At 72.2% G+C, this 23,243-nt stretch carries 21 protein-coding genes; 7 read left to right on the top strand and 14 right to left on the bottom strand.

Going from position 1 to position 23,243, the window contains the following annotated elements:
• Positions 1-24: 24 nt before the first annotated feature.
• From ACIRB4_RS03745 to ACIRB4_RS03700, 10 genes are all read right to left on the bottom strand, one after another.
• Entirely contained in the window at positions 25-735 is a 711-nt protein-coding gene (locus ACIRB4_RS03745; RefSeq protein ID WP_403288213.1) for a response regulator, read from the bottom strand.
• Positions 732-2,015 carry a sensor histidine kinase gene (locus ACIRB4_RS03740; RefSeq protein WP_403288668.1) on the bottom strand — a complete coding sequence of 428 codons (1,284 nt, stop codon included), beginning with the start codon at positions 2,013-2,015 and terminating at the stop codon, positions 732-734. Before ACIRB4_RS03740 ends, ACIRB4_RS03745 begins: the two co-directional genes overlap by 4 nt.
• Positions 2,016-2,066: 51 nt before the next feature.
• The gene (locus tag ACIRB4_RS03735) at positions 2,067-2,954 is read right to left on the bottom strand and encodes a DUF5936 domain-containing protein (protein WP_403288211.1); all 888 of its coding nucleotides are present in this window, start codon (positions 2,952-2,954) and stop codon (positions 2,067-2,069) included.
• A gap of 15 nt (positions 2,955-2,969) precedes the next feature.
• Positions 2,970-3,911, bottom strand: a complete 942-nt coding sequence (locus tag ACIRB4_RS03730; protein WP_403288210.1) for a type II secretion system F family protein — start codon at positions 3,909-3,911, stop codon at positions 2,970-2,972.
• Between the two features lie 15 nt (positions 3,912-3,926).
• A complete protein-coding gene (locus ACIRB4_RS03725) occupies positions 3,927-5,267 on the bottom strand; it encodes a CpaF family protein (RefSeq protein WP_403288209.1) in 1,341 nt (446 codons plus the stop codon).
• The gene (locus ACIRB4_RS03720; protein WP_403288208.1) at positions 5,264-5,815 is read right to left on the bottom strand and encodes a TadE/TadG family type IV pilus assembly protein; all 552 of its coding nucleotides are present in this window, start codon (positions 5,813-5,815) and stop codon (positions 5,264-5,266) included. Before ACIRB4_RS03720 ends, ACIRB4_RS03725 begins: the two co-directional genes overlap by 4 nt.
• On the bottom strand, positions 5,812-6,150 hold the full coding sequence (locus ACIRB4_RS03715; RefSeq protein WP_403288207.1) for a TadE/TadG family type IV pilus assembly protein: 339 nt from the start codon (positions 6,148-6,150) through the stop codon (positions 5,812-5,814). Before ACIRB4_RS03715 ends, ACIRB4_RS03720 begins: the two co-directional genes overlap by 4 nt.
• A 51-nt stretch (positions 6,151-6,201) precedes the next feature.
• The gene (locus ACIRB4_RS03710; RefSeq protein WP_403288206.1) at positions 6,202-7,506 is read right to left on the bottom strand and encodes a CpaE family protein; all 1,305 of its coding nucleotides are present in this window, start codon (positions 7,504-7,506) and stop codon (positions 6,202-6,204) included.
• A 7-nt stretch (positions 7,507-7,513) separates the two neighbouring features.
• On the bottom strand, positions 7,514-8,221 hold the full coding sequence (gene cpaB, locus ACIRB4_RS03705; protein WP_403288205.1) for a Flp pilus assembly protein CpaB: 708 nt from the start codon (positions 8,219-8,221) through the stop codon (positions 7,514-7,516).
• A 150-nt stretch (positions 8,222-8,371) separates the two neighbouring features.
• Entirely contained in the window at positions 8,372-9,226 is an 855-nt protein-coding gene (locus tag ACIRB4_RS03700) for a hypothetical protein (protein WP_403288204.1), read from the bottom strand.
• Positions 9,227-9,586: 360 nt separating this feature from the next.
• Between ACIRB4_RS03700 and ACIRB4_RS03695 the strand changes: the two genes are divergently transcribed.
• From ACIRB4_RS03695 to ACIRB4_RS03675, 5 genes are all read left to right on the top strand, one after another.
• Positions 9,587-11,290 (top strand): chitinase, encoded by a 1,704-nt coding sequence (locus tag ACIRB4_RS03695; RefSeq protein ID WP_403288203.1) that lies wholly within the window; start codon positions 9,587-9,589, stop codon positions 11,288-11,290.
• A 111-nt stretch (positions 11,291-11,401) separates the two neighbouring features.
• A complete protein-coding gene (gene cpt / locus ACIRB4_RS03690; protein WP_403288200.1) occupies positions 11,402-11,935 on the top strand; it encodes a chloramphenicol phosphotransferase CPT in 534 nt (177 codons plus the stop codon).
• A 171-nt stretch (positions 11,936-12,106) separates the two neighbouring features.
• Entirely contained in the window at positions 12,107-13,450 is a 1,344-nt protein-coding gene (locus ACIRB4_RS03685) for a M14 family metallopeptidase (RefSeq protein ID WP_403288199.1), read from the top strand.
• A 137-nt stretch (positions 13,451-13,587) separates the two neighbouring features.
• Positions 13,588-15,450, top strand: coding sequence for a serine/threonine-protein kinase (locus ACIRB4_RS03680; protein ID WP_403288198.1), 1,863 nt, complete (start codon positions 13,588-13,590; stop codon positions 15,448-15,450).
• Entirely contained in the window at positions 15,432-16,286 is an 855-nt protein-coding gene (locus ACIRB4_RS03675; protein ID WP_403288197.1) for a TIGR04222 domain-containing membrane protein, read from the top strand. Before ACIRB4_RS03680 ends, ACIRB4_RS03675 begins: the two co-directional genes overlap by 19 nt.
• Before the next feature lie 20 nt (positions 16,287-16,306).
• On the opposite strand, the gene ACIRB4_RS03670 is transcribed toward ACIRB4_RS03675, so the two are convergent.
• The 4 genes from ACIRB4_RS03670 to ACIRB4_RS03655 form a co-directional block, all read right to left on the bottom strand.
• Positions 16,307-17,740 carry a GntP family permease gene (locus ACIRB4_RS03670; RefSeq protein ID WP_403288196.1) on the bottom strand — a complete coding sequence of 478 codons (1,434 nt, stop codon included), beginning with the start codon at positions 17,738-17,740 and terminating at the stop codon, positions 16,307-16,309.
• A 137-nt stretch (positions 17,741-17,877) separates the two neighbouring features.
• Positions 17,878-18,288, bottom strand: a complete 411-nt coding sequence (locus ACIRB4_RS03665) for a RidA family protein (protein ID WP_356885643.1) — start codon at positions 18,286-18,288, stop codon at positions 17,878-17,880.
• A complete protein-coding gene (locus ACIRB4_RS03660) occupies positions 18,285-19,034 on the bottom strand; it encodes an IclR family transcriptional regulator (protein WP_403288195.1) in 750 nt (249 codons plus the stop codon). Before ACIRB4_RS03660 ends, ACIRB4_RS03665 begins: the two co-directional genes overlap by 4 nt.
• A complete protein-coding gene (locus tag ACIRB4_RS03655) occupies positions 19,031-20,119 on the bottom strand; it encodes a sugar kinase (protein WP_403288666.1) in 1,089 nt (362 codons plus the stop codon). The genes ACIRB4_RS03660 and ACIRB4_RS03655 overlap by 4 nt, the downstream gene beginning before the upstream one ends.
• Positions 20,120-20,335: 216 nt before the next feature.
• Here ACIRB4_RS03655 and ACIRB4_RS03650 point away from each other — a divergent pair, with 216 nt between their 5' ends.
• The gene (locus ACIRB4_RS03650; RefSeq protein ID WP_403288194.1) at positions 20,336-21,607 is read left to right on the top strand and encodes an alanine racemase; all 1,272 of its coding nucleotides are present in this window, start codon (positions 20,336-20,338) and stop codon (positions 21,605-21,607) included.
• A 10-nt stretch (positions 21,608-21,617) separates the two neighbouring features.
• Positions 21,618-23,243, top strand: coding sequence for an amidohydrolase family protein (locus tag ACIRB4_RS03645; protein WP_403288193.1), 1,626 nt, complete (start codon positions 21,618-21,620; stop codon positions 23,241-23,243).

Below are 23,243 nucleotides of genomic sequence, written 5' to 3'. Positions count from 1 at the left end.
CGTGGGCCCAAAGGCGGGCCCAGTTCATGAGGTGGTCCTTGTACCGAGCCAGGCCGCTATCGCCTCGCTTCTTGTCGTGCTGTGGAGTTTCGCGAAGATGCGGTTGATGTGGTTCTTCACCGTCTTCTCGCTGATGAAGCAGGTGTCGGCGATCTGTCGATTGCTCAGGCCCGACGCGATCAGGTCCATCACCTCCGCCTCCCTCCGACTCAGACCGAAGCATGACACATTCGGTTGCAGCTGCGAAGGGGGATGGGCCGATTCCGTCAAAATACCGCCCGTTGAGCCAACCACCCTGTGTGCAGTCGCACCCACCGCCCTCCCCCGCACCATCCCCAACAGCGCGTTCGCCGCCGTCGGCGTGAAGTGTGCCCGGCCCTCCCGCACATCGCGGACCGCCGTCACCAGCTCCTCCACCGTGAACTCCCCGTGCACCAGGTAACCCCCCGCCCCCAGCCGCAGCGCCTCCCGGACCACCGCGCTCTCCCCGCTGTACGTCAGCATCAGGACCGGAGCCATACGGGTCAGGCGGGGAAGGGCCGTCAGGCCGTCCATGCCCGGCATGCGGACGTCGAGGAGGATCACGTCCGGGCGGTGGCGGGCCGTCGCCTCAAGGGCCGTGCGGCCGTCCGGGGCCTCCGCCACCACCCGGAGGCCCGGGTGGGCGGCCAGCAGGGAGGTCAGGCCCGCCCGGACGACCGGGTTGTCGTCGGCGACCAGCACGGTCAGTGTCATCGCGCCACACCCCCGACCGGAAGCTCCAGACGTACCTCCGTGCCCTTCACCGCCCCGCCCCTCCCGATCCTGATCCGCGCCCCGACTCCCGCCGCCCGCTCGACCATCCCCACCACGCCGAAGTGGCCGGTCCGGCGCAGGCCTTCCAGGGTCGTGCCCGGTGGCAGGCCGGGTCCGTCGTCCCGCACGCTGATCCGGAGCAGGCCCGCGACGACACCGGCCGAGACGTCGATCCGGGTCGGCCTGGCGTGGCGGCCCGCGTTCTCCATCGCCTCCGAGGCGATCGTGAGGAGCTGTCGGGCGACGGTGTACGGCACCGGCGGTACGGCCCCCTCGCCCACCCCCCGGTAGGCCGTCTCGATGCCCGAGCGCCGCCCGAAGTCCCGTACCCGGTCATGGAGTTCCGCGACCACGTCGACACCGCCCTCCCCGCCTCCGTACGACTGTCTGCGCAGGTCGGCGAGGAGCTCCCGCGACTCGGCGACCGCCCTGCGCGCCGAGCGGGCGACCAGCTCCGCCTGGCCCCGGACCGTCCGGGGGTCCGCCGTCGCGGCCAGGGCGTCGGCGGCGAGCGCCAGGCCGTGCAGGGTCTTGGCCACCGAGTCGTGCATCTCACGGGCGAGGCGGGCGCGTTCCTCCTCCACCGCCTGCGCGGCGGCGAGACGGGCCCGGGTCTCCGTGAGGGCCTGCGTGGCCGCACCGAAGCGGAGGAGGAGGTTCCTGAGGGTCACTCCCAGGGCTCCCGTGATGACGCAGAGGCCGGGCAGCAGCAGCGCCTCGCCCAGGGACGTGTCGGCGCGCCGGGGATCGGCGGCGTGGACCGCCAGGAGGATCAGGGACTGCAGGCAGGCGAAGAAGGCGGCGCCGCGCCAGCTGTAGACGATCCCCGCCAGCAGGGGCGTGCAGACGCTGACGTAGCCGAGGGTGCTGCGCGGGCCGGCCGTGACGAGCAGCAGCGCGCCGAAGAGGGTGTCCACCGCCAGCAGGGAGGGGTGCCGCAGGAGCAGCGGGCCGAACCGTTCCCAGTCCCTGAACAGCGTGTACGAGACCATGAACGTCACGAGCACGGCGGCGCCGACGAGCTTCTGGGCGAGGCCGGGGGCCGCGTTCAGGAGCGCGGCCGGGGCCGCCAGGGCGATCATCGCGAGCCGGAAGCCGAAGACCTGGCGGCACATGGCCTGGAGGGCGTTGATCTGGAGGTTCGGGGACGCTGCCGGCCCGGGACCCGTCGGCGCGCCACTCACCCGCCCACTCACTCGTCCGTTCACCCGCACGCCCACGCGCCCGCCCACCCGGTCACTCAGCCGCAGACCCACGCGCCCGCCCACCGGTCACTCCCCCGTGATCGAGCCGAAGTCCGTGCCCGTCCCCAGGAACAGGCCCGCGCCCAGCAGGATCATCGTCGCCGGGACCATCAGGGTCGTGATCACCATGGTCGCCTTGGGGACCGCCTTCGCCGCCTTCCTCCGGGCGTTCTGGGCGTCGGTCCTGCGCATGTCGTTCGCGATCTGGATCAGCGTGTCGACGATCGGCGCGCCCAGCTCCTCGCCCTGCTGCAGCGCCGTGACGAACTGGGCGACCTGCTCGGAGTCGTTGCGCCGGCGCAGTTCGTCGAAGGCCTGGCGGCGGCTGACACCCATGTCCATCTGGCGCAGGGTGATCCGAAGTTCGTCGGCCCACGGGCCCTCGTACTTGTCCGCCACCCGGTCCAGCGCCTGCCGGAAGCCGAGCCCGGCGCTGACGACGACGGCGAGGACGTCGAGGAAGTCGGGCAGCGTCCGCTCGATCTGGTCCTTGCGGATGCGGATGGCCGACCAGATGCCGACCTCGGTCCAGAAGACGGCGAACGCGAAGAGGAGCAGCGCGACGACGAGGTCGCCGTTGGAGAGCATGACCAGGCCGCCGAGGCCGCCGAGGAAGCCGTAGACGGCGCGCCTGGCTCCGTACCGGTCGATGGTCAGTCCGCCGGGGTTGCCCGCCAGGTCGATCCTGCGCCGGACCTGGTTGACCCGTTTGGGGCCCATCAGGCGCAGGACGGCCGGTGAGTAGCGCATGCCGAGCCGGTCCACGACGGAGTCGACGGCGCCGGTGCGCGTGGAGCCGACCTCCAGGGCGAGCCGGAGGTCGTCGGGGAGGCGGGCGTCCGCGCGGTAGAGGCGGATGCCGCAGAGGATTCCGGCGACGGAGAGGCCGGCGGCCAGGGCGAGCAGCAGGTCCATGACGGCTCCCGGGCCTCAGACGTCGATCTTCGAGAAGCGGCGGATGACGACGAAGCCGACGACGTACAGGCCGAAGGCGAGGACGACGGCGAACTGTCCCAGGCCGGAGCCGGTCATCCGGTCGAGCGCGCCCGGCTGCATGTTGTCGATCATCAGCAGGGAGCCGATGCCGATGACCGGTACGGCGTAGGCGGTCATGCTCACCTGGGACAGCTGGGTACGGACCTCCCGCCGGGTCTCCTTGCGCTCCTCCAGGGTCTCGGTGAGGTTGCGCAGGGAGGCGACGACGGTGCCGCCCGCCTTGTTGGCGAGGACCAGGGTGGTGACGAGGACGACGAGTTCGCGCGAGGGCAGACGCTCGGCGAGTTCGCCGAGGGCCTCGTCGAGGGAGGTGCCGACGGCGAGCTGCTGGGCCACCCGTTCCAGTTCGTCGCCTGCCGGGGCCTCCATCTCGTCGGCGGCCATGCTGAGCGCCATCCGCAGGGCCAGCCCGGCGTGGGTGGCGTTGGCGAGGATGCGGGAGAGTTCGGGAAGCTGGTTGATGAACTTCTCGATCCGCTTCTGCCGCTGCCAGTTGAGGAACCCCAGCGCGACCCACACGCCGAGGAAGCCGCAGAGCGGGCCGAAGAACGGGGAGAGCAGGGACTGCCCGGTGATCCACAGCGCGGTGACGGTCGCCGCCATGGCCACGAGGAACTCGCCGGGGGTCAGGTCGAGACCGGTGGCGGAGATCCGCAGTTCCAGCCGGCGGCCGAAGCGGGTACGCCGGACACGGCGGTCGAGGGCCCGGAAGCGGCGGCGCCGTCCACGGCCCGCCGCCTCCGGTTCGCCGGTCTGGGCGAGCCGGGCGACGAGGGCGGCGCGCTGGGCGGAGCCGCTCGCGTACAGCTGCGTACCGATCACCCCGAGGACGCCGCAGAGCAGTGCGACGCCGATCGTCAGCAGGGTGGGATTCATCCTCCGTCGCCTCTCCTACTTCGCTTCTCGGGTGGCGAGCTGTTCGTCCGACGCGGCCACGCCGAACGCCTGGGGGATCGGCTGGCCGGCGAGGTAGAGCCGTTCGGCGACCCGCCGCGGCAGCGGGTGGTAGGTGAACTCGCCGTGCACCCGCCCGTCGGCGGTGAGCGGCTGGGCGCGGAACCGGCAGACGGTGGCGAGCGTGAACCGCTCCCGCCCGTTGGACGCCAGGACGGCGATCTCGGTGATCCGGCGGGTGCCGTCGGGGTGCCGGGTGAGCTGGACCAGGACGTCGACGGCGCTGTTGATCTGGTCGCGGAGCGCCTCGAAGGGGACCTTCACCTCCGACATGGAGGCCAGGGTCTGGAGCCGCATCAGGGCGTCCTCGGCGGAGTTGGCGTGGACGGTGGCGAGCGAGCCGTCGTGACCGGTGGACATCGCCTGGAGCATGTCGAGCGTCTCGCCGCCCCGGACCTCGCCGACGATGATGCGGTCGGGGCGCATGCGCAGGGAGTTGCGGACGAGGTCGCGGATGGTGACCTGCCCCCGGCCCTCGATGTTCGGGGGCCGGCTTTCGAGGCGGATGACGTGGGACTGCTGGAGCTGGAGTTCGGCCGAGTCCTCGATGGTGATGACCCGTTCGCCGTCGGGGATCAGTCCGGAGAGCGCGTTGAGGAGGGTGGTCTTCCCGGTGCCGGTCGCGCCGGAGACGATGATGTTGAACTTCGCCTGCACCAGCCCGGCGAGCAGGAACAGCATGTGCTCGTCGAGCGAGCCGAGCCCGATCATCTCGGTGAGGGTGTACGCGCGGGGGAAGCGGCGGATCGTCAGGGTCGCCCCGGTCAGGGAGAGCGGCGGGATGATCACGTTGACGCGTTCGCCGGACGGCAGCCGGGCGTCGACCATGGGGTTCGACTCGTCGACCCGCCGGTTGACGGTGGAGACGATCCGCTCGATGGTCTGCATCAGCTGCTCGTGGGAGGCGAAGCGCAGCGGGAGGAGCTCGACCCGGCCGGCGCGCTCGATGAAGATCTGGTCGGGGCCGTTGACCATGATCTCGGTGATGGACGCGTCTTCGAGGAGCGGTTCGAGGACGCCGAGGCCGAGCGCCTCGTCGACGACGCGGCGGATGAGCTGGGCGCGTTCGACGGTGGAGAGGACCGGTCCCTCACGGCTGATGATGTGCCCGAGGACGCGCTCCAGGCGGGCCCGGCGCTCGGCGGCGGCGAGCGCGGACATCTCGGTGAGGTCGATCTCCTCCAGGAGCTTGGCGCGGAAGGAGGCGACGAGGTGACCGTCCTCCCGGCCGCCCGAGCCGCTCTCCTCGGGGGCGTTGATACGTGCCCGCAGACTCATGAGAGGTCCTCCTCGGGCGTGGAAGCGGGTTCGTACGCGGGCGTGACCTCGTACGCGGACGCGTGCGTGAACTCGTGCGTGGACTCGGGCGCGGGCGCCGACCCGGACCCGGGCATCGGCGCCGACTCCGGCATCGGGAGGGTCGCCGACTTCCGTACCGTCCCGAAGTCCCAGAACGGCACCACCGACGGGATGTCGACGGTCACCGTCGCCGTCACCTGTCCGTCCCCGCCAGGCGCGGAGACGGCGCTGCGCTCGGCGATCCAGTCGCTCATCGCGCGGTGGCCGGCCGCTTCCGGGTCGAGCTCCGTGTCGTCGTGCGTGGCCGCGCGGGCCGCGGCCCGCGCGCCCGTCCCCGCCTGCTGGGCGGCGTACGCGGCGAGGCCGAGCTGGATGCCCGCGAGAGCGACGAGCAGCAGGATGGGCAGGAAGCCGAGGTACTCGACGGCGACCTGCCCCCGGTCCCGGCCACGGCCCCGGCCGCGGTCCTGGGAGACCCGGCCCCGGTCCATCCAGCCCCCGCCCCCGGCTCGCTCCCCGCGCCTCACGGCCGGCTCCGTTCTTCCCGTACGGCTCCGGCCTCGCCCGGCACCGTGAACGGGAAGGCGATCGCCCCCGGGAACAGCACCGGCACCCGCAGGCCGACCCTCGCACGCACCATGTCGCCCTCCTCGTCGCAGGTCACGGCGGCGCCGTCCGCCCACGCCCCGTCCAGGTGCCGCCTCCCCGCCTCCCCGCAGTCGTCGCCCACGGCCGCCGCCCGAGCCGCCTCGTCGGCCGCGTTGCCCGCGAGCGTGAAGGTGTAGCCGACCAGCACGCACTGCCAGAGCAGCACCAGCGTGAGCAGGATGAGCGGGACCATGCCGAGGAACTCGACCGCCACCTGCCCTCTGTCATCGTCCCGGTACGGCGCGGGTCCGGCGCCCGGCACGGCTCAGCGCCCCTTTCCGCCGCGCCGCAGCAGCCCGACCGAGCCGCGGTCGTTGCCGCGCGTCACGCGGGCGAGCTGCTTCCCGGGCCGGCCCCCGCCGCCCGCCGCGCCCGCGCTGCCCGCGCCGCCCTGATCCGGTGCCTTCACCAGGCCCAGCTCCCCGGCCAGCGACCACAGCGCCTGCTTCACCGTCGAGCGCGCGTCGAGCTCGTGCAGCCGGCCGGCGTCCACCACGCCCTGGAGCTCCTTGAAGTGGGCGGGTACGACGACCCCCGCCATCCGCATGCCCGTGATCTTCTGGATGAGGCCGGGCTGGATCTCGGTGGCGCGGGTGTAGCGGTTCACCAGGCAGACGCTCTCCTCCGCCTTGCGGATCTGGAGGCGGTCCCACATCCGTACGACCCGCTTCGCCGCCCGTACCGCGACCACGTCGGGGGTGGTGACGAGGACGGCCGCGTCGGCCATCTCGACGGCGGCGGCGTTGGAACCGGTGAGATAGGTGCCGCAGTCGACGACCACGACGTCGTAACGGGAACGGAGGGCGCCGACGATCTGGCGTGCGGAGCGGTCGCTGACCTCCTCTCCGCGCTCGCCGTCGCCGGGGGCGAGGAGCAGCGCGAGGCCGGTCTCGTGGGTGTAGACGGCGTCCTGGAGGACGCGCGGCGAGAGGTCGTCGACGGCCGCGAGGTCGGCAAGAGAGCGGCGGAACTGGACGTCGAGATAGGAGCCGATGTCTCCGCCCTGGAGGTCCATGTCGACGAGGGCCACGCTGTGGCCGGACGTCTGGGAGGCGAGGGCGAGCTGAACGGCCGTGACCGTGGTGCCGACCCCGCCCTTGGCCCCGCTCACGGTGACGACCCTGCCGCCCGGGCCCGTGAAGACGTCGGCGCCCGCGCCGAGGTGGCGTCGGACGCCCACGGACCACTGGGCGGCCGCCTGGACCCGGCTCGCCAGCTCCTCGTACCCGAGGGGGAGCGTGACCAGGCCGCGCGCGCCGGAGTCCATGGCCGCCGAGAACAGCACCGGGCTGGCGTCGGCGGTGATGAGGACGACACCGACGGCGGGGAAGCGGAGCGCGACCTCGCGGATGAGCTCCAGGGCGGGGACGGGGCCGATCCGTTCGTGGACCAGGACGACGTCCGGCAGCTCGTCGAGGGACACGGCGGCGAGCCGGGCGAGGGCGTCGACCAGTCGGGTGGAGTCTCCGACGGGTGGGAGGGGCTCGGCGTCGGGGAGCCGGCTGAGCAGCGTGGTGACGGACCGGGCCGCGTCGGGGTCGCCGACGGCCGGCAGGATCCTGGTGGTCATACCGGCCTCACTTGTCCTTGTCGAGCGTGTAGGTGCGGTCGCCGGGCTTGAGGGTCGGCTCGCTGCCCGGCGCGACGAGCGCCAGCCGTACGTGCTCGGCGAAGGACTCGGCGTAGGCGACGCGCTGGGTGTCGAGGGTGTTCAGGGCGAAGGTGATGGGGACGGCTTCGGTGGCGCGGCTGCCCCGGTCCTCGCGGTCGGCGCTGATCGGCGTCAGCTTGCCGACGTCGATGACACGGGCGTTGCTGACGATGACCTTGGACTGGTCGGGCTGTCCGTCGCGTTCGCCGGCGAAGGTGGCGTAGATGTTGACCGTGGCACCGGCGGTGATCTTTCCGGCCACTCCGGTGGCGGCGTCGATCATGATGGCGATCTCCTGCTGGCCGGCCTGGAGCGCCGGGCGTTCGACGATCATGTCGCTCTGCAGCAGGGAACCGGCCTGGAGCCGGGTGACGGCGATCTTCCCCTCGATCTGGGCGAGGTCCGTGACGGCGTTGGCCGAGAGCCATCGCTCGGGCATCGAGATCTTCTGGAACTGCCTGGCGCCGAGCGGGGTGTAGGGCTCGATGTCCTTGGTGACGCGGTACGCGGTCACCTCGGGGCCGACCTTGGAGTTCACGTCGCTGATCACCGAGAGGACTCCGGCGAACGCACCCAGGGCACACAGGACGGACAGCAGAAGAAGTAGGACGCCACGGCGCTGGCGGGAGTTCATTGCCGTACAACCTCGATCGGAGACATGTGACTCGGCGGACAGGGACCGTAGGACGGAGCAGGCGAGGGAACGGACGAGGGGGCGTACGGGAGGTCGGGAGAGCGGTCGTACGAGTCGTACGGCCGGAGGTACGGCGGCGCCATCGCGCGACTACGGGACACGGGCGGCGGACGCCTGGTGCTCGGCCGTGGGCAGCGGGGCGGAGCAGAAGCCGCAGCGGTCACCGATGAGCTCCATCGCGCACCAGTGGCAGGTCTCGCGCCGTACGGAGGAGACCAGTTGGTGCAGGACGGGCAGGTCGGGGAGGTAGGCGGCGAACTCGACGAGCCGTCCGGTGCCCCACCAGCGTGATGACTCGGCGGGCAGCGGCGCCTCCCGCACCGCCCGCACCTGCCACTGCGGTACGAGGGTGGCGGTGGGCCAGTCGGTCTGGAGCTGCCCCCGGGCCAGCACCAGCTCGGTGGCGAACTCGGGTCCGGCCGGCGGCGGGACGCCCGGTCCGATCCTGTCGAGCTGGGGGACGGGCCCGGCGAGCACGGCGAACTGCGCGCCCGGCAGCCATCCCTTGACATGGGACTTCAGGCTGACCGGTACGCGGTCGAGCCTGGCGACGGAGCCGAGGACGGCACCGGCGTAGATGTAGTGGGCGAGCAGCCGCGCCGCCGACGCGACGACGCCGGGGCTGAAGTCGCAGACGGAGAGCTGGCGCAGCTGGAGCGCCAGGACGGCGGTGCCGAGGGGCGGCAGGTCGGACCTCACCAGGGCGATCCGGTCGCTCTCCAGGAGGGAGCGGATCGCGTACAGCCGCTGCTCCGTTGCGGTCGGTACGGAGGAGGGGTAGACCACGATCACATGGCCGTGGCGGTCCACGAGCAGCTGGAGTTCGGCGACGGCGGAGGCGAGCGGCTGGGTCTCGGGGGCGGGCAGGACGGCGGCGGTGGGCGTGCGCTGATCGGCCGGTGGCAGCACCAGGTCGGCGCTGGTGACCGCGATCGCTGTCGACACGTCAGACCCCCCTCCATGTCACTCACTGCGTTCACCGCGTCACTGCACAGGCGGCCGCCCCTGCACCTTATCCACGACCCCCGGGGTGGTGAACAGACAATCCGCCAAGCGACAGGGAGATTTTTGGGCCCGGCGTAGGTCCACGCTGGGCCCAGGACTGGGCCCGGCGGGCGACCCGCGACCGGGCCCGCGGCGGGCCTCGCCCTAGGTCCGCGCCATGGGCCCGGGGACCCAGGCGCCAACTCGCCTTCTCCGCATGGGTCTTGACAACTCAATTGGTCTGGACCAACTTGTTCCCTCAGCGGTGGCCACCGTTCCGAACTCCTCCAGACCCCCCGACTCCCCCACCGGAGGCAGCAAGTGGACCGCACCACCACACGCTCCCGCAGATGGCTCGGCAGCGTCCTCGCGCTGGCCGTCGGCTCCGGGCTCGTCCTCGTCGGCGGCGCCGGCACGGCCCAGGCCGCGGACGTCAACGTCGCCAAGAACGCGGGCTTCGAGTCCGGCACCGCCAACTGGACCTGTTCCGCCGGCAGCGGCACCGCCGTCTCCTCGCCGGTACGGACCGGCGCCGGCGCCCTCAAGGCCGCCCCCGGTGGCCAGGACCACGCCAAATGCACCCAGGTCGTCACCGTCAAGCCCAACTCGACGTACAAGCTGAGCGCCTGGGTGCAGGGCGGGTACGCCTACCTCGGCGCCAGCGGCACCGGCACCACCGACGTCTCCACCTGGACCCCGGACAGCTCCTCCTGGAAGCAGCTGACCACCACCTTCACCACCGGCGCGAACACCACCTCCGTCACCGTCTACACCCACGGCTGGTACGGACAGGCCGCCTACCACGTCGACGACGTGAGCGTCTTCGGCCCCGACGGGGGCGGCGGCACCGACCCCGACCCGGTGGTCCCGGCGGCCCCTGCGGGCCTCGCCGCGGGCACCGTCACCTCCTCCTCCGTCGCCCTGACCTGGAACGCCGCCACGGGCGCGACCGGCTACAACGTCTACCGCGGCGGCACCAAGGTCCTCTCGGTCAGCGGCACGTCGGCCACCGTGACCGGGCTCGCCGCCGACACCACGTACCAGTTCCAGGTGACCGCGACGAACGCCGCGGGCGAGTCCGCCAAGTCCGCCACCGTCTCCGCGCGGACCGGCAAGGTCACCGACCCGGGCCCCGGACCGGCCGTACCCAGGCACGCGCTGACCGGCTACTGGCAGAACTTCGACAACGGGGCGACCGTCCAGAAGCTGCGGGACGTGCAGGCGCAGTACGACATCATCGCCGTCTCCTTCGCGGACTCGACCGCCACGCCGGGCCAGATCGTCTTCAACCTCGACCCGGCCGTCGGCTACGCCTCCGTCGCCGACTTCAAGGCCGACATCGCCGCGAAGAAGGCCGCCGGCAAGTCGGTCGTCATCTCCGTCGGCGGTGAGAAGGGGAACGTCACCATCAACAGTGACGCCTCCGCGACCGCCTTCGCCGACAGCGCGTACGCCCTGATGCGGGAGTACGGCTTCAACGGCGTCGACATCGACCTGGAGCACGGCATCAACTCGACGTACCTGACGAAGGCGCTGCGCCAGCTGTCCGCCAAGGCGGGTCCTTCCATGGTCCTGACCATGGCCCCCCAGACGATCGACATGCAGAACACCGGGACCGAGTACTTCAAGACGGCGCTCGCCGTGAAGGACATCCTCACGGTCGTCAACATGCAGTACTACAACAGCGGTTCCATGCTGGGGTGCGACGGCAAGGTGTACAGCCAGGGCTCGGTCGACTTCCTCACCGCGCTCGCCTGCATCCAGCTTCAGGGCGGCCTCGACGCCTCCCAGGTCGGCCTGGGCGTGCCCGCCTCCACGCGGGGCGCGGGGAGCGGCTATGTCGACCCGTCGATCGTGAAGAACGCGCTGGACTGCCTGACCCGGGGCACCGGCTGCGGTTCGTTCAAGCCGTCGCGGACCTGGCCGGACCTGCGCGGCGCGATGACCTGGTCGACCAACTGGGACGCGACGGCGGGCAACGCCTGGTCGAACGCGGTCGGCCCGCACGTACACAACCTGCCGTAACCCTCGGTCGGCTCACGCCGTGGCGCCGCCGTTCCCCGGGCGGCGCCACGCGCGCGGCAGAAGGGTTGGAAATCGCTTCGTCGCCGTGACGGCTGCGTCTACGGTGACGTGGTGACGACTCAGGTGATCGTGTTGAACGGCGGCTCCAGCTCGGGCAAGTCGGGGATCCTCCGCTGCCTGCAGGCGGCCTTGCCGGACCCGTGGCTCGCCGCCGCCGTCGACTCGCTGGTCGAGGCGATGCCCGCTTCCCTCCAGGCCTCGAACGCGGGAATCGACTTCGCCGCGGACGGGGGCGTGCAGGTCGGAGCGGCGTTCCGGGAGCTGGAAGCGGCGTGGATGGCGGGGGTCGCCGCGATGGCCCGCGCGGGCGCCCGGGTCATCGTCGACGACGTCTTCCTGGGCGGAGCGACGTCCCAGGAGCGGTGGCGGAAAGCTCTGGACGGACTGGACGTGCTCTGGGTCGGCGTCAGGTGCGAGGGCGCGGTCGCCGCGGGCCGTGAGGTCGCCCGGGGCGACCGGCCCGTGGGAATGGCCGCCAAGCAGGCGGAGGCGGTCCACGAGGGCGTGGTCTACGACCTGGAGGTCGACACCACCCGCACGGAGTCCCTGGAGTGCGCGCGGACCATCGCCGCCCACGTCGCATGACCGGGAGCTCCGGGGGCCCGGCCCACCGCTCGGTTCAGCCGCCCGAGCGGGACGGGCCAGTATGGCCGAACCGCATACCTTGACCGGTGCATGCCAGGGCTTCACGATGTGGCCTGGACACCCGCACCGGTTTCTGTCGCACACCCCCACACTCCCCACCCAGGAGACAGCATGCGACTACGCATTCGCGGAAGAAGGTCCGCCACCCTCGCGGCCCTGCTGGCGCTCGCCGTGGCGGCGCCCCTCTCCGCAAGCGCGACCCCCGCCGGGCCCGACCCCGCGCCGGCCGCCGCCACCCCCGCCGAAGAGGTGATCCGGCAGTACGAGATCACCGTCCCGTCCACCCCCGCCGCCCGCACCGCCCTCGCCGCCACCGGGGTCTCGGTGGACGAGGTCGACGGCCGCTCGGTCGTGGTCAGCGCCAACGCCGAACAGCTGCGGCGGCTCAAGGCCCTCGGCCACAAGGTCACCGCCCTGCCCGCCCCGCCCACCCGGACGATCGAGGGGCTGGGGATCAAGCCCCTCGACTTCCCCTCCGCCGACTCGAAGTACCACAACTTCGCCGAGATGAACGCGGAGATCGACCAGCGCCTCGCCCAGTACCCGGCCATCATGAACAAGCGGGTCATCGGAAAGACGTACCAGGGCCGGGACATCGTCGCCATCAAGATCAGCGACAACGTCGGCACGGACGAGGCCGAGCCCGAGGTCCTCTTCACCCACCACCAGCACGCGCGCGAGCACCTGACGGTGGAGATGGCGCTCTATCTGCTGCGCGAGCTCGGCGCCGGCTACGGCAAGGACTCCCGGGTCACCAAGGTCGTCGACAGCCGCGAGATCTGGATCGTGCCGGACCTCAACCCGGACGGCGGCGAGTACGACATCGCCTCCGGCTCCTACCGCAGCTGGCGCAAGAACCGGCAGCCCAACGCCGGCTCCAGCTACGTCGGTACGGACATGAACCGCAACTGGGACTACAAGTGGGGCTGCTGCGGCGGCTCGTCCGGCTCCCCGAGCTCCGCGACCTACCGAGGCACCGCCCCCGAGTCCGCCCCCGAGGTGAAGGTCGTCGCCAACTTCGTCCGATCGCGCGTGGTCGGCGGCAAGCAGCAGATCAAGGCCGGCATCGACTTCCACACGTACAGCGAACTGGTGCTGTGGCCCTTCGGCTGGACCAACGCCGACACGGCGCCGGGCATGACCCAGGACGACCGGGACGCCTTCGCCGCCGTCGGGCGGAAGATGGCCGCGAGCAACGGCTACACCCCCGAGCAGTCCAGCGACCTCTACATCACGGACGGGTCGATCGACGACTATCTGTGGGGCTCGCAGAAGATCTTCGGATACACCTTCGAGATGTATCCGGCCTCGTCCGCGGGCGGCGGCTTCTACCCGCCCGACGAGGTGATCGAGCGCGAGACGAGCCGCAACCGGGACGCCGTCCTGCAGCTCCTGGAGAACGCCGACTGCATGTACCGCTCGATCGGCAAGGCGTCGCAGTACTGCGCGAGTTGAGGCCGTGACACCGCCCCGTTGATATCGATTCCGTGAACTCCCTGTCCCGGACCCCTCCGGGACAGGGAGACCCCATGGCCGAGCCGTCCGTCTCGTGCCACTGTGGACGGGGACCGGTACCACGGGGGAGGTACGGCATGGCGGGCGCGCGCGTGGAGGAGTTGCGCGGGGACGATCCACAGCGGCTCGGGAGGTACCGGCTGCTCGGGCGGCTCGGTACGGGCGGCATGGGACGGGTCTATCTCGGCCGCACCCGCGGCGGGCGGCTCGTCGCCGTCAAGACGCTGCTCGCCGAGGGCGTCGTCGGGGAGACCGACCGCCGCCGCTTCGCGCGGGAGGTCGCGCTCGCCCAGCGGGTCAGCAGCGCCTACACCGCCCAGGTCCTCGACGCGGACGCCGGCGCCGACCGCCCCTGGATGGCGATCGAGTACATCGCCGCGCCCTCCCTCGCCGAACTCGTGCGCTCGCAGGGCGTGCTGCAGGCGTCCGCCGTACGGTGGATCGCCGCCGGAACGGCCGAAGCACTGGTCACCCTGCACCGGATGGGGATCGTCCACCGCGATGTGAAGCCGCAGAACATCCTGCTGCCCCTGTCCGGCCCCCGCCTCATCGACTTCGGCATCTCGCACGCCACCGACCTCACCCGCACCCAGCTCACCCTCGGCACCATCGCCTTCACCTCTCCGGAGCAGGCGCGCGGCGAGGAGTCGACGGCCGCCGCCGACGTCTACTCGCTGGGCGCGACCCTCTTCCATCTCGCGGTGGGCCGGCCGCCCTATCCGGAGGACGGCGACACGCTCCGGCTGCTCGCCCGCGTGCAGCGCGGCGATCTCGACCTGGGCGGCCTGCCCAAGGAGCTGACCCCGCTCATCCGGCCCTGTCTTGCCGCGGAGCCGCACGCCCGGCCCGAGCCGGCCGAGGTGCTTGAACAGTTCACCTCCTCCCTCGCCGGGCTGCCCCGCTCCCCGAGCGGCGACCGGTGGCTGCCGCCGCGCTGGAAGAAGCTCATCGGCGCGTACGAGAAGCAAGGGCGCCGATTCCTGGAGACGGGCCCGGACGGCGGCGAGGCGCCGACGGTGGACCAGCGGACGCGCGCGGTCCCGGCCCCCGGGCCGACGAAGGTGCTCCCGGAGGAGCGGGCGCGCCGCGCCGCGGAGGCACGGGCCGCGCGGGCGGCCAAGTCCGCGGCTCAGGAGGAGCGCCGGCGGGCCCGCGCCTCCCGCACACCGGAGCGCACCCCACCGGCGCGCACCGCACCGGCGCGCGCCGCACCGCCGCCGTCGGTGCCGCCACCGGCATCGGCACCGGCGACCGGCGGGAAGAGCGGCGGCGGCTGGTTCGGGATCGTCGTGCTCGCCGTCATCGGGTTCCTGCTCTACCAGGCGAACGCCGACGACACGAGCTCCCGCAGCGGCGGTTCGGTGGTGTCGCCCCGCTCCACGTACACCTACAGGTACACGCCACCGCCGACCCCGACCCCGGCCCCGACCCCCGACGCGGTGGACCGCGCCTTCCGCGCCGTCGACCCGGGCGACTGCCTCTCCGCGTACGACGACGGCTACGGCTCCTGGTCGACGAAGGTCCCGCGGGCCGTGCGCTGCTCGGCCGCGAACGCGTACCTCCGGGTCACCGCGGCGACCGCGGGCATCGACTTCGCCGACTGCCCCACGGGCAACGGCCGCAGCTACTGGTACCACTCCGGCTCGCGCCACGGTTTCTCCACCACGCTCTGCGTGGAGCGGCGGTTCCGCAAGGGACAGTGCTTCGTCGCCAAACGCGACGGCACCACCATCACGTCCTCCCGGCCCATGAACCTGTGGAACTGCGACGCGGAGAAGGTCCCCAAGGGCTACAACTCGATCCTCCGGATCACCGGCTACTACACAGCGCAGAAGTCCTATCCGCGCGGATACTGTTCGCGCAACGGATACGACCGGAACGTCTACTGGACGTACGAGGTCGACGGGGGAAAGAGCGTGCTGTGTACGACAACGGCCTGACGGCCCTCGCCCCGCTCCTGGCGAGCGGTGCGTCGCTGCGCGGTCTGTGGCGCGAGAGGGCCGAGTGCGAGGCGTCCGTGGAGCCCGCAGGCGCTCCCGACCCGGCCGATCCGCTGCCGGTGGCACTGCTCGCCGGGGGCCCGAAGCGGGTGGCGGACACGGTGCTCTTCGGTATGCACCAGGCCGGTCGCCTCGTCCTCGACGGGAAGAAGGCCCGCGCGGGCACGACCGAGGCGTACGGCTCCGGGCCGTGGGAGCGGCTCGTGGCGGAACGGGTGGCCCGGGGCGCGGTGGACACGCACCGGCTGCACGAGAAGCTGGCCGAGTCGAACCCCCTGACGGCCCTGGACGAGGCGCTCGTGAGGGACGGACTGCTCCACCCGCTCGGCCCGCTGCGCGCCTGGCGACGCTCCTGGTACCTGCACGCCGTGGTCTGTGTCGTCTCGGCCTTCGTCGGGGTGGCCGCCTCCGACGGGGAGGGCGGCGCGGCCTGGCTGAACCCGGTCTCGCTGTGCGTCCTCGCTCTTCTGCTCGTGGGCCTCCCGTGGGCGCCCTTCGGCAGGTTCACCCCGGAGGGGCGGCTGACCCCGGCGGGCGCGGCGGCGCTGCGGCGGCTGCGGGAGGCGCACCGCCGGCTCGACGGCTCCTCCTGGGCGAACGCCCCGGCCTGCGGGCACGAACACCCCCACGCCGACCCGGAGGGGATCGGCGTGGCGCTGTTCGGCACGAACGGCATACGGGACAAGGCCCTGCGCCGCGCGATCCGGAAGGCCAACGAACGGCCCTCGTCCAGCGGCTGCGGCGGTGGCGGCGGCTGCGGGGGCTGCGGCGGCTGAGCCCTGCGGGGCCGGCGCGCCTAGACCACGAGGCTGAGTGCCGCCGCCACCGCGAAACCGGCCAGGGAGAGCACCGACTCCAGGACCGTCCAGGACTTCAGGGTGTCGCGCTCCGAGATCCCGAAGTACTTCGCCACGATCCAGAACCCGCCGTCGTTGACGTGCGAGGCGAAGATCGAGCCGGCCGAGATCGCCATGATGACCAGGGCGAGGAAGGCCTGGGAGAAGTCGCCGCCCTCGACCAGCGGCAGCACGATGCCGGCCGTGGTGACGATCGCGACCGTCGCCGAGCCCTGGGCGACCCGCAGGACGAGCGAGATCAGATAGGCGAGGACGATGACGGGCAGGCCGACGTCGTTGAAGGTGTCGGAGAGCGCCTGGGCGACCCCACTGGCCTTGAGGACGGCGCCGAAGACCCCGCCGGCACCGACGACCAGCAGGATGTTGCCGACCGGCTTCAGCGAGGAGGTCGACACCTGCTCCAGGGACTTGCGCGACCATCCGCGCCGGACGCCGAGCAGGTAGTACGCCAGGACCAGCGCGATCGTCAGCGCGACGAACGGGTTGCCGAAGAATTCGATTACGGACCGGAGGGTCGACGGGTCGAGCGCGATGGAGGAGAAGGTCGCGGCGAGGATCAGGACGAGCGGCGTGCCGATGATGAAGAGGACCGTGGAGAGCGAGACCGGCGCCTCGGAGGCGCCGCCCGCGCGTTCCGCCGCCACCTTCGCCCTGGCCTCCTCGGCGGCCTCCAGCATGTCGTGCGGGACCTCGACGAAGATCCGCTTGCCGATCCAGGAGGCGTAGGCCCAGGCGGCGAGGACGGCGGGGAGGCCGACGACGACGCCCATGAGGATGACCCAGCCGAGCGAGACGTGCAGCAGACCGGCGGCGGCGACGGGACCCGGGTGGGGCGGCAGGAACGCGTGGGTCATCGAGAGTCCGGCGAGCAGCGGCATGCAGTAGAGCAGGACCGACTTGCCCGACCGCTTGGCGGCGGCGTACACGATCGGCGCGAGGACGAAGATGCCGACGTCGAAGAAGACGGGGATGCCGAAGATGAGGCCGGTCAGGCCCATCGCGAGCGGTGCGCGCTTCTCCCCGAAGAGGCCCAGGAGGCGGCTGCTGAGCACCTCGGCGCCGCCGGAGACCTCGAGTATCGCGCCGAGCATGGTGCCCAGGCCGATGATGATGGCGACGTGGCCGAGGATGCCGCCCATGCCGTTCTCGATGACGGACGTGGCCGCCGACTTCTGCACCGTGCCGAAGAGTTCGGTGACGGAGAGGCCCGCGGCGAGGCCGACGCCGAGGGAGACGGCGAGCAGCGCGACGAAGGGCTGCAGCCGGATCTTGATGATCAGTACGAGCAGCAGGGCGATGCCGAGCGCCGCGACGGTCAGCAGGCCGGCGGTGCCGGGTATCAGGAGCAGGAGACCACCGGTGTGGGGCTGCATGGGGAGTACCTCGTTTTTGGGTAGGGGGGAGCGCGGCACGGCGTTCCGGGGGCGAACGCCGTGCCGTGAAGCGGTGGTTCCAGCGGAATCAGCTCGGGTTCAGAGGGGTCGGCTCGGGCTCAGAGCGATCGGCTCGGTCAGCCGAGGACGGCGAGCGCGTCGATCTCGATGAGGAGGCCCTTGGGGAGGCCGACGTAGACCGTCGTGCGCGCGGAGGCGGGCGCCTTGAGGCCCTGCTCCTCGAAGTACGCGTTGTAGATCTCGTTCATCTCGGCGAAGTGGTCGACGTCGGTGAGGTAGACGCGCATCATCATCACGTCGTCCCAGCTGGCGCCGCCCTCCTCCAGGATCGCCTTGACGTTGGCGAAGGTCTGGAGGGTCTGCTCGCGCAGGGTCGGACCGGCGGGCGTAGGAGCCTGGCCGTCGACGGCGGGCAGGAAGCCGACCTGGCCGGCGACCTGGAGGATGTTGCCCTTCTTGACGCCGTGCGAGAACTTCGCGGGCGGGGCGGTGTGGGTGGCGGGGGTGAGCGCGATCTTCTCGGTCATGTGCGGTCCTTGCCTGAATAGTCGCGGCTGATGGCGTCGGCGGTGCGGCGCACCAGCGGGAGGAGCGTGAGGAGTTCCTCCGCGGTCACGACCACGTTGGGGGCCGAGACCGACATGGCCGCGGCGACGCGGCCGTCGGCGCCGCGGATGGGGGCGCCGACGCAGTTGATGGACTCCTCGTGGCCACCGAGGTCGGTGGCCCAGCCCTGTTCGCGCACGGTCGCCAGCTCCTGGAGGAAGGCGGCGGCGTTCGGGGTCGAACGGGGCGTGTACTGGGGGTAGTCGAGCTTGGCGGCGACGGAGCGCCGCTCGGGCTCGGGAAGGTCGGCGAGCAGCAGCTTGGCGACGGCGGCGACGGTGATCGCGACGGGCTTGCCGATACGGGAGTACATCCGGACCGGATAGCGGCTCTCGACCTTGTCGATGTAGAGGACCTCGCCCTCCTCGTACACCGCGAGGTGGACGGTGTGCCCGATCTGCTCGTTGAGGGCGATGAGATGGGGGTGGGCGATCTCGCGGATGTCGAGGTTCTCGACGGCCTCCTGCGCGAGGGCGAACAGCCGGGCGCCGAGGCGGTAGCGCTGGTCCTGCTGGCGGTAGACGAGGCCGTGCTCGTGCAGGGTGCGCAGCAGCCGCAGGGCGGTGGACTTGTGCACGCCGAGCCGGTCGGCGACCTGCCCGAGGTCGGCGGGGCCCTGGGCGAGCAGCGGCAGGATGCTCAGCGCGCGGTCGACGGTCTGGCTCATGGCGTACGTCCCTCTTCCTGGTCGTCCCCGTGATCCCTTGTCCAGCCGGGGCCGAGGTGAAGTCTCTCCCAGGCGGTGTCGTCGAGAGCGACCAGCCGGTCGGCGTGGGCCCGCGCGGGCGGCGCGGCGAGATCCCCGGGCACGGTGAGGACGGCGGCGGCCATCAGGTGCCCGTGCCGGATCCGCTCCCGTACGCCGAGCCCGCGCAGCGTCCCGGACAGGAAGCCGGCGGCGAACGCGTCCCCGGCCCCGACGGGCGCGACGACGTCGACGGTCGGTGCGGGGACGAAGGTGACGGTGTCGGCGGCGGGGGCGGATCCGGCGGGCGCCTCCAGCCGGTCCGGCGCCTGAGGACGCGGTGCGGACCCGGCGGGCGCCTGAGGCCGAAGCTCCGGAGTACGTGTGGGCTCCTCGCGGCGCTCGAAGGCGACCGCGCCCTGTCCGCCCCGCTTCACCACCAGCACGCGCGGCTCGGGCAGGGCCTCCCGGATCGCCTCGGGCCCGTGGAGCGCCCACGCCTGCTCCGCCTCGTCCTCGCCGACGAACACCATGTCCGCGCCTCGCGCCAGTTCCCGCAGGACGTCGCCGCCGTGAGGCCACAGCCCCGACCGGAAGTTCACGTCGAACGACACCAGCGGCCGGCCGGCCCGTCGCGCGGTCAGGGTGCGCGTCAGCGCCAGGCAGTCGTCGGAGAGCGCCGCCGTGATCCCGGACAGGTGCAGGATCCGGCCGTCGGTCACGTCCGCGTAAGGCACCGTCGTGGGCGACATCGCCGACGCCGCGGAACCGGCCCGGTAGTACGCGACCTCGTGCTCGTCCGCCGACCGGTCCGTGGCGGTACGGAAGTAGATCCCGGTCGGCCGCAGCGCGTCGCGCCCGACGGCCGACACATCGACCCCGTACGACGCGATCGCCTCGACCAGGTGGTCGCCGAAGCCGTCGCGCCCCACCCGGCTGACCCACTTCGCCCGGTGTCCGGCCGCGGCCAGCGCGCAGGCCACGTTGGACTCGGCCCCGCCGATGGTGCGGGCGAAGGACGGCACATCGGCGAGGCGGCCGGGCCGGGAGGGCAGGAAGGTGACCATGGACTCCCCGAGACAGACGGCGTCCACGGGCGCGTCCGGCGCGTCCACGGGCGGGGTTCCGGTCACTCGGAGGCTCCTCGACGATCGAGCGGGTCCATTGACCCGGCGTTGGCCCGGATGTTAGACAGCAGCAAGCGATATACGCAATGGTCATTGCGCATGCTGCAACGTGTACAAAGGGGCGGAGACAGCGTGCTGTGGAAGAAGGAGAGGCCCATGCCCATCGAGCCCCTGGCGGACGAACGCGTCGACCACCGTTTCAAGGCCCTCCCCCCGGACGCCGAGGGCCTCACCGTCGGCGAGCTGGCCGGCCAGCGCCGCAACCTGTTCACCGGCGGCTTCACCACCCCCGTCCTCGCCCTCTCCGCCGAGTCCGTCGAGCACAACCTCCGCCTCCTGGAGACCTACGCCGAGCGCCACGGACTCGCGTTCGCCCCGCACGGCAAGACCTCCATGGCCCCGCAGCTCTTCGCCCGCCAGCTCGAGCACGGCGCCTGGGGCATCACCGCCGCCGTCCCCCACCAGGCCCGCGTCTACCGCGCCCACGGCATCGCCCGGATCTTCCTGGCCAACGAGCTCGTCGACGCGGCCGCCCTGCGCTGGCTGGCGGCCGAACTCGACGCCGACCCCGGCTTCCGCCTCGTCTGCTACGTCGACTCCGTCCGCGGCGTCGAACTCATGGACGCCGCCCTCACCGAGGCGGGCGCCCGCCGCCCGGTCGACGTGGTCGTCGAGCTCGGCGCCGGCGAGGGAGCCCGTACCGGCGCCCGGACCACGGCCGACTGCACCGCAGTCGCCGACGCGGTCGCCGCCACCCGCACCCTGCGCCTCGTGGGCGTCGCCGGCTACGAGGGCGAGGTCCCCCAGGCCACGACCGAGCGGGTACGGGAGTGGCTGAACCGGCTCGTGTCCCTCGCCGTCGAGTTCGACAAGGCCGGCCGCTTCTCCCCCGACACCGAGGAGATCGTGATCAGCGCGGGCGGCAGCGCCTGGTTCGACGCCGTCGCCGACGTCTTCGCCGAGATCCCCGAACTCTCCCTGCCCGTCCTGAAGTTGCTGCGCTCCGGCGCGTACGTCTCGCACGACGACGGCCACTACCGCCATCTCACCCCCTTCAACCGCGTCCCGGAGGAGGGCGCCCTCCAGCCCGCCTTCCGGCTGTGGGCGCAGGTCGTCTCCCGCCCCACCGCCGAGCAGGCGTTCACCAACGCGGGCAAGCGGGACGCCGCCTACGACCTGAACCTGCCCGAGGCCCAGGTCGTCCGCTCCGCCCGCGACGGCTCCCAGCGTCCGGCGCACGGCATCACCGTCACCGGCCTCTCCGACCAGCACGGCTGGCTGCGGACGGAGCCGGAGGCCGCGATCGAGGTCGGGGACTGGCTCGGGATGGGCCTGTCCCACCCGTGCACCTCCTTCGACAAGTGGCAGCTGATCCCGCTGGTCGAGGCGGACGGCACGGTCGTCGACTACATCCGTACCTTCTTCTAGGGGAGCCCTCATGGATCTCGTCATCCGTGACGCGGAGGTCGTCGACGGCAGCGGTCGCCCCTCCTACCGCGCCGACGTCGCCCTCGACGGCGGCAGGATCGCCGCGATAGTGAAGGAGGGCGCGGCGGCCGGCTGCCAGCGCCCCACCGCCCGCCGCGTCCTGGACGCCGACGGCCTCGCCCTGTCGCCCGGCTTCATCGACATGCACGCCCACAGCGACCTCGCGCTGCTGCGCGACCCCGACCACAGCGCGAAGGCCGCCCAGGGCGTGACCCTCGAAGTCCTCGGTCAGGACGGCCTGTCGTACGCGCCCGTCGACGACCGCACGCTCGCGGAGGTCCGGCGGGCGATCACCGGCTGGAACGGCGACGGATCCGGCATCGACTTCGACTGGCGCACGGTGGGCGAGTACCTGGACCGCCTCGACCGCGCCCACGGCGGACAGGGCATCGCCGTCAACGCGGCCTACCTCGTCCCGCAGGGGACGGTCCGGATGCACGCGGTCGGCTGGGAGGACCGCGAGGCGACGCCCGAAGAGCTCGACCGCATGCGGCGCCTGGTGGCGGAGGGCATGGAACAGGGCGCGGTCGGCATGTCGTCGGGCCTGACGTACACCCCCGGGATGTACGCGGCCGACGCCGAACTCACCGAGCTGTGCAAGGTCGTGGCGCGGTACGGCGGCTACTACTGCCCGCACCACCGCTCGTACGGCGCCGGTGCGCTCCAGGCGTACGAGGAGATGGTCACCCTCACCCGGGAGGCGGGCTGCGCCCTCCATCTGGCCCACGCGACGATGAACTTCGGCGTGAACAAGGGCAAGGCACCCGACCTCCTGGCCCTGCTCGACCGGGCCCTTGACGAGGGCGCCGACATCTCCCTGGACACGTACCCGTACACGCCGGGCTGCACGACCCTGGTCGCGATGCTCCCGAGCTGGGTGGGCGAGGGCGGCCCGGAGGCGGTCCTCGCCCGGCTCCGTGACGACGCGACGGCGGAACGGGTCCGTCACGACCTGGAGGTCGTCGGCTCGGACGGCTGCCACGGCGTGCCGATCGAGTGGGACACGATCGAGGTCTCGGGCGTGAGCGACCCGGGACTCGCCTCCCACGTCGGAAAGACGATCGCCGCATCGGCGCGGGAGCGGGGCGAGGCCCCGTGGGTGACCGCCCGTCGGCTGCTGATCGACGACCGGCTGGGCTCGACGATCCTGCAGCACGTGGGCCACGAGGAGAACGTCCGGACGATCATGCGCCACCGGGTCCACACCGGCGGCTCGGACGGCATCCTCCAGGGCTTCAAGCCGCATCCACGGGCGTACGGCACGTTCCCGCACTACCTCGGCCGGTACGTGCGCGAGCTCGGCGTCCTCTCCCTGGAGGAGTGCGTGGCCCATCTGACCTCCCGCCCGGCCGCCCGGCTGCGCCTGCCGGACCGGGGCCTGGTCCGCGAGGGGCACCGCGCCGATCTGGTCCTCTTCGACCCGGCGACGGTCGCGGCGGGTTCGACGTTCGACGCGCCGAGGACCTTGCCGGCGGGGATCCCGCACGTGCTGATCGACGGCCGCTTCGTGATCGAGGACGGGAAGCGGACGGACGCCCTGGCGGGCCGCGCGATCCGCAGGACCCCGACGCCCTGA

This window comes from Streptomyces sp. NPDC093600, assembly GCF_044764755.1.
Classification (GTDB): Bacteria; Actinomycetota; Actinomycetes; order Streptomycetales; family Streptomycetaceae; genus Streptomyces.
Note: the sequence above shows the minus strand (reverse complement) of the source record. Positions and strands in the feature narration are given on the sequence as shown.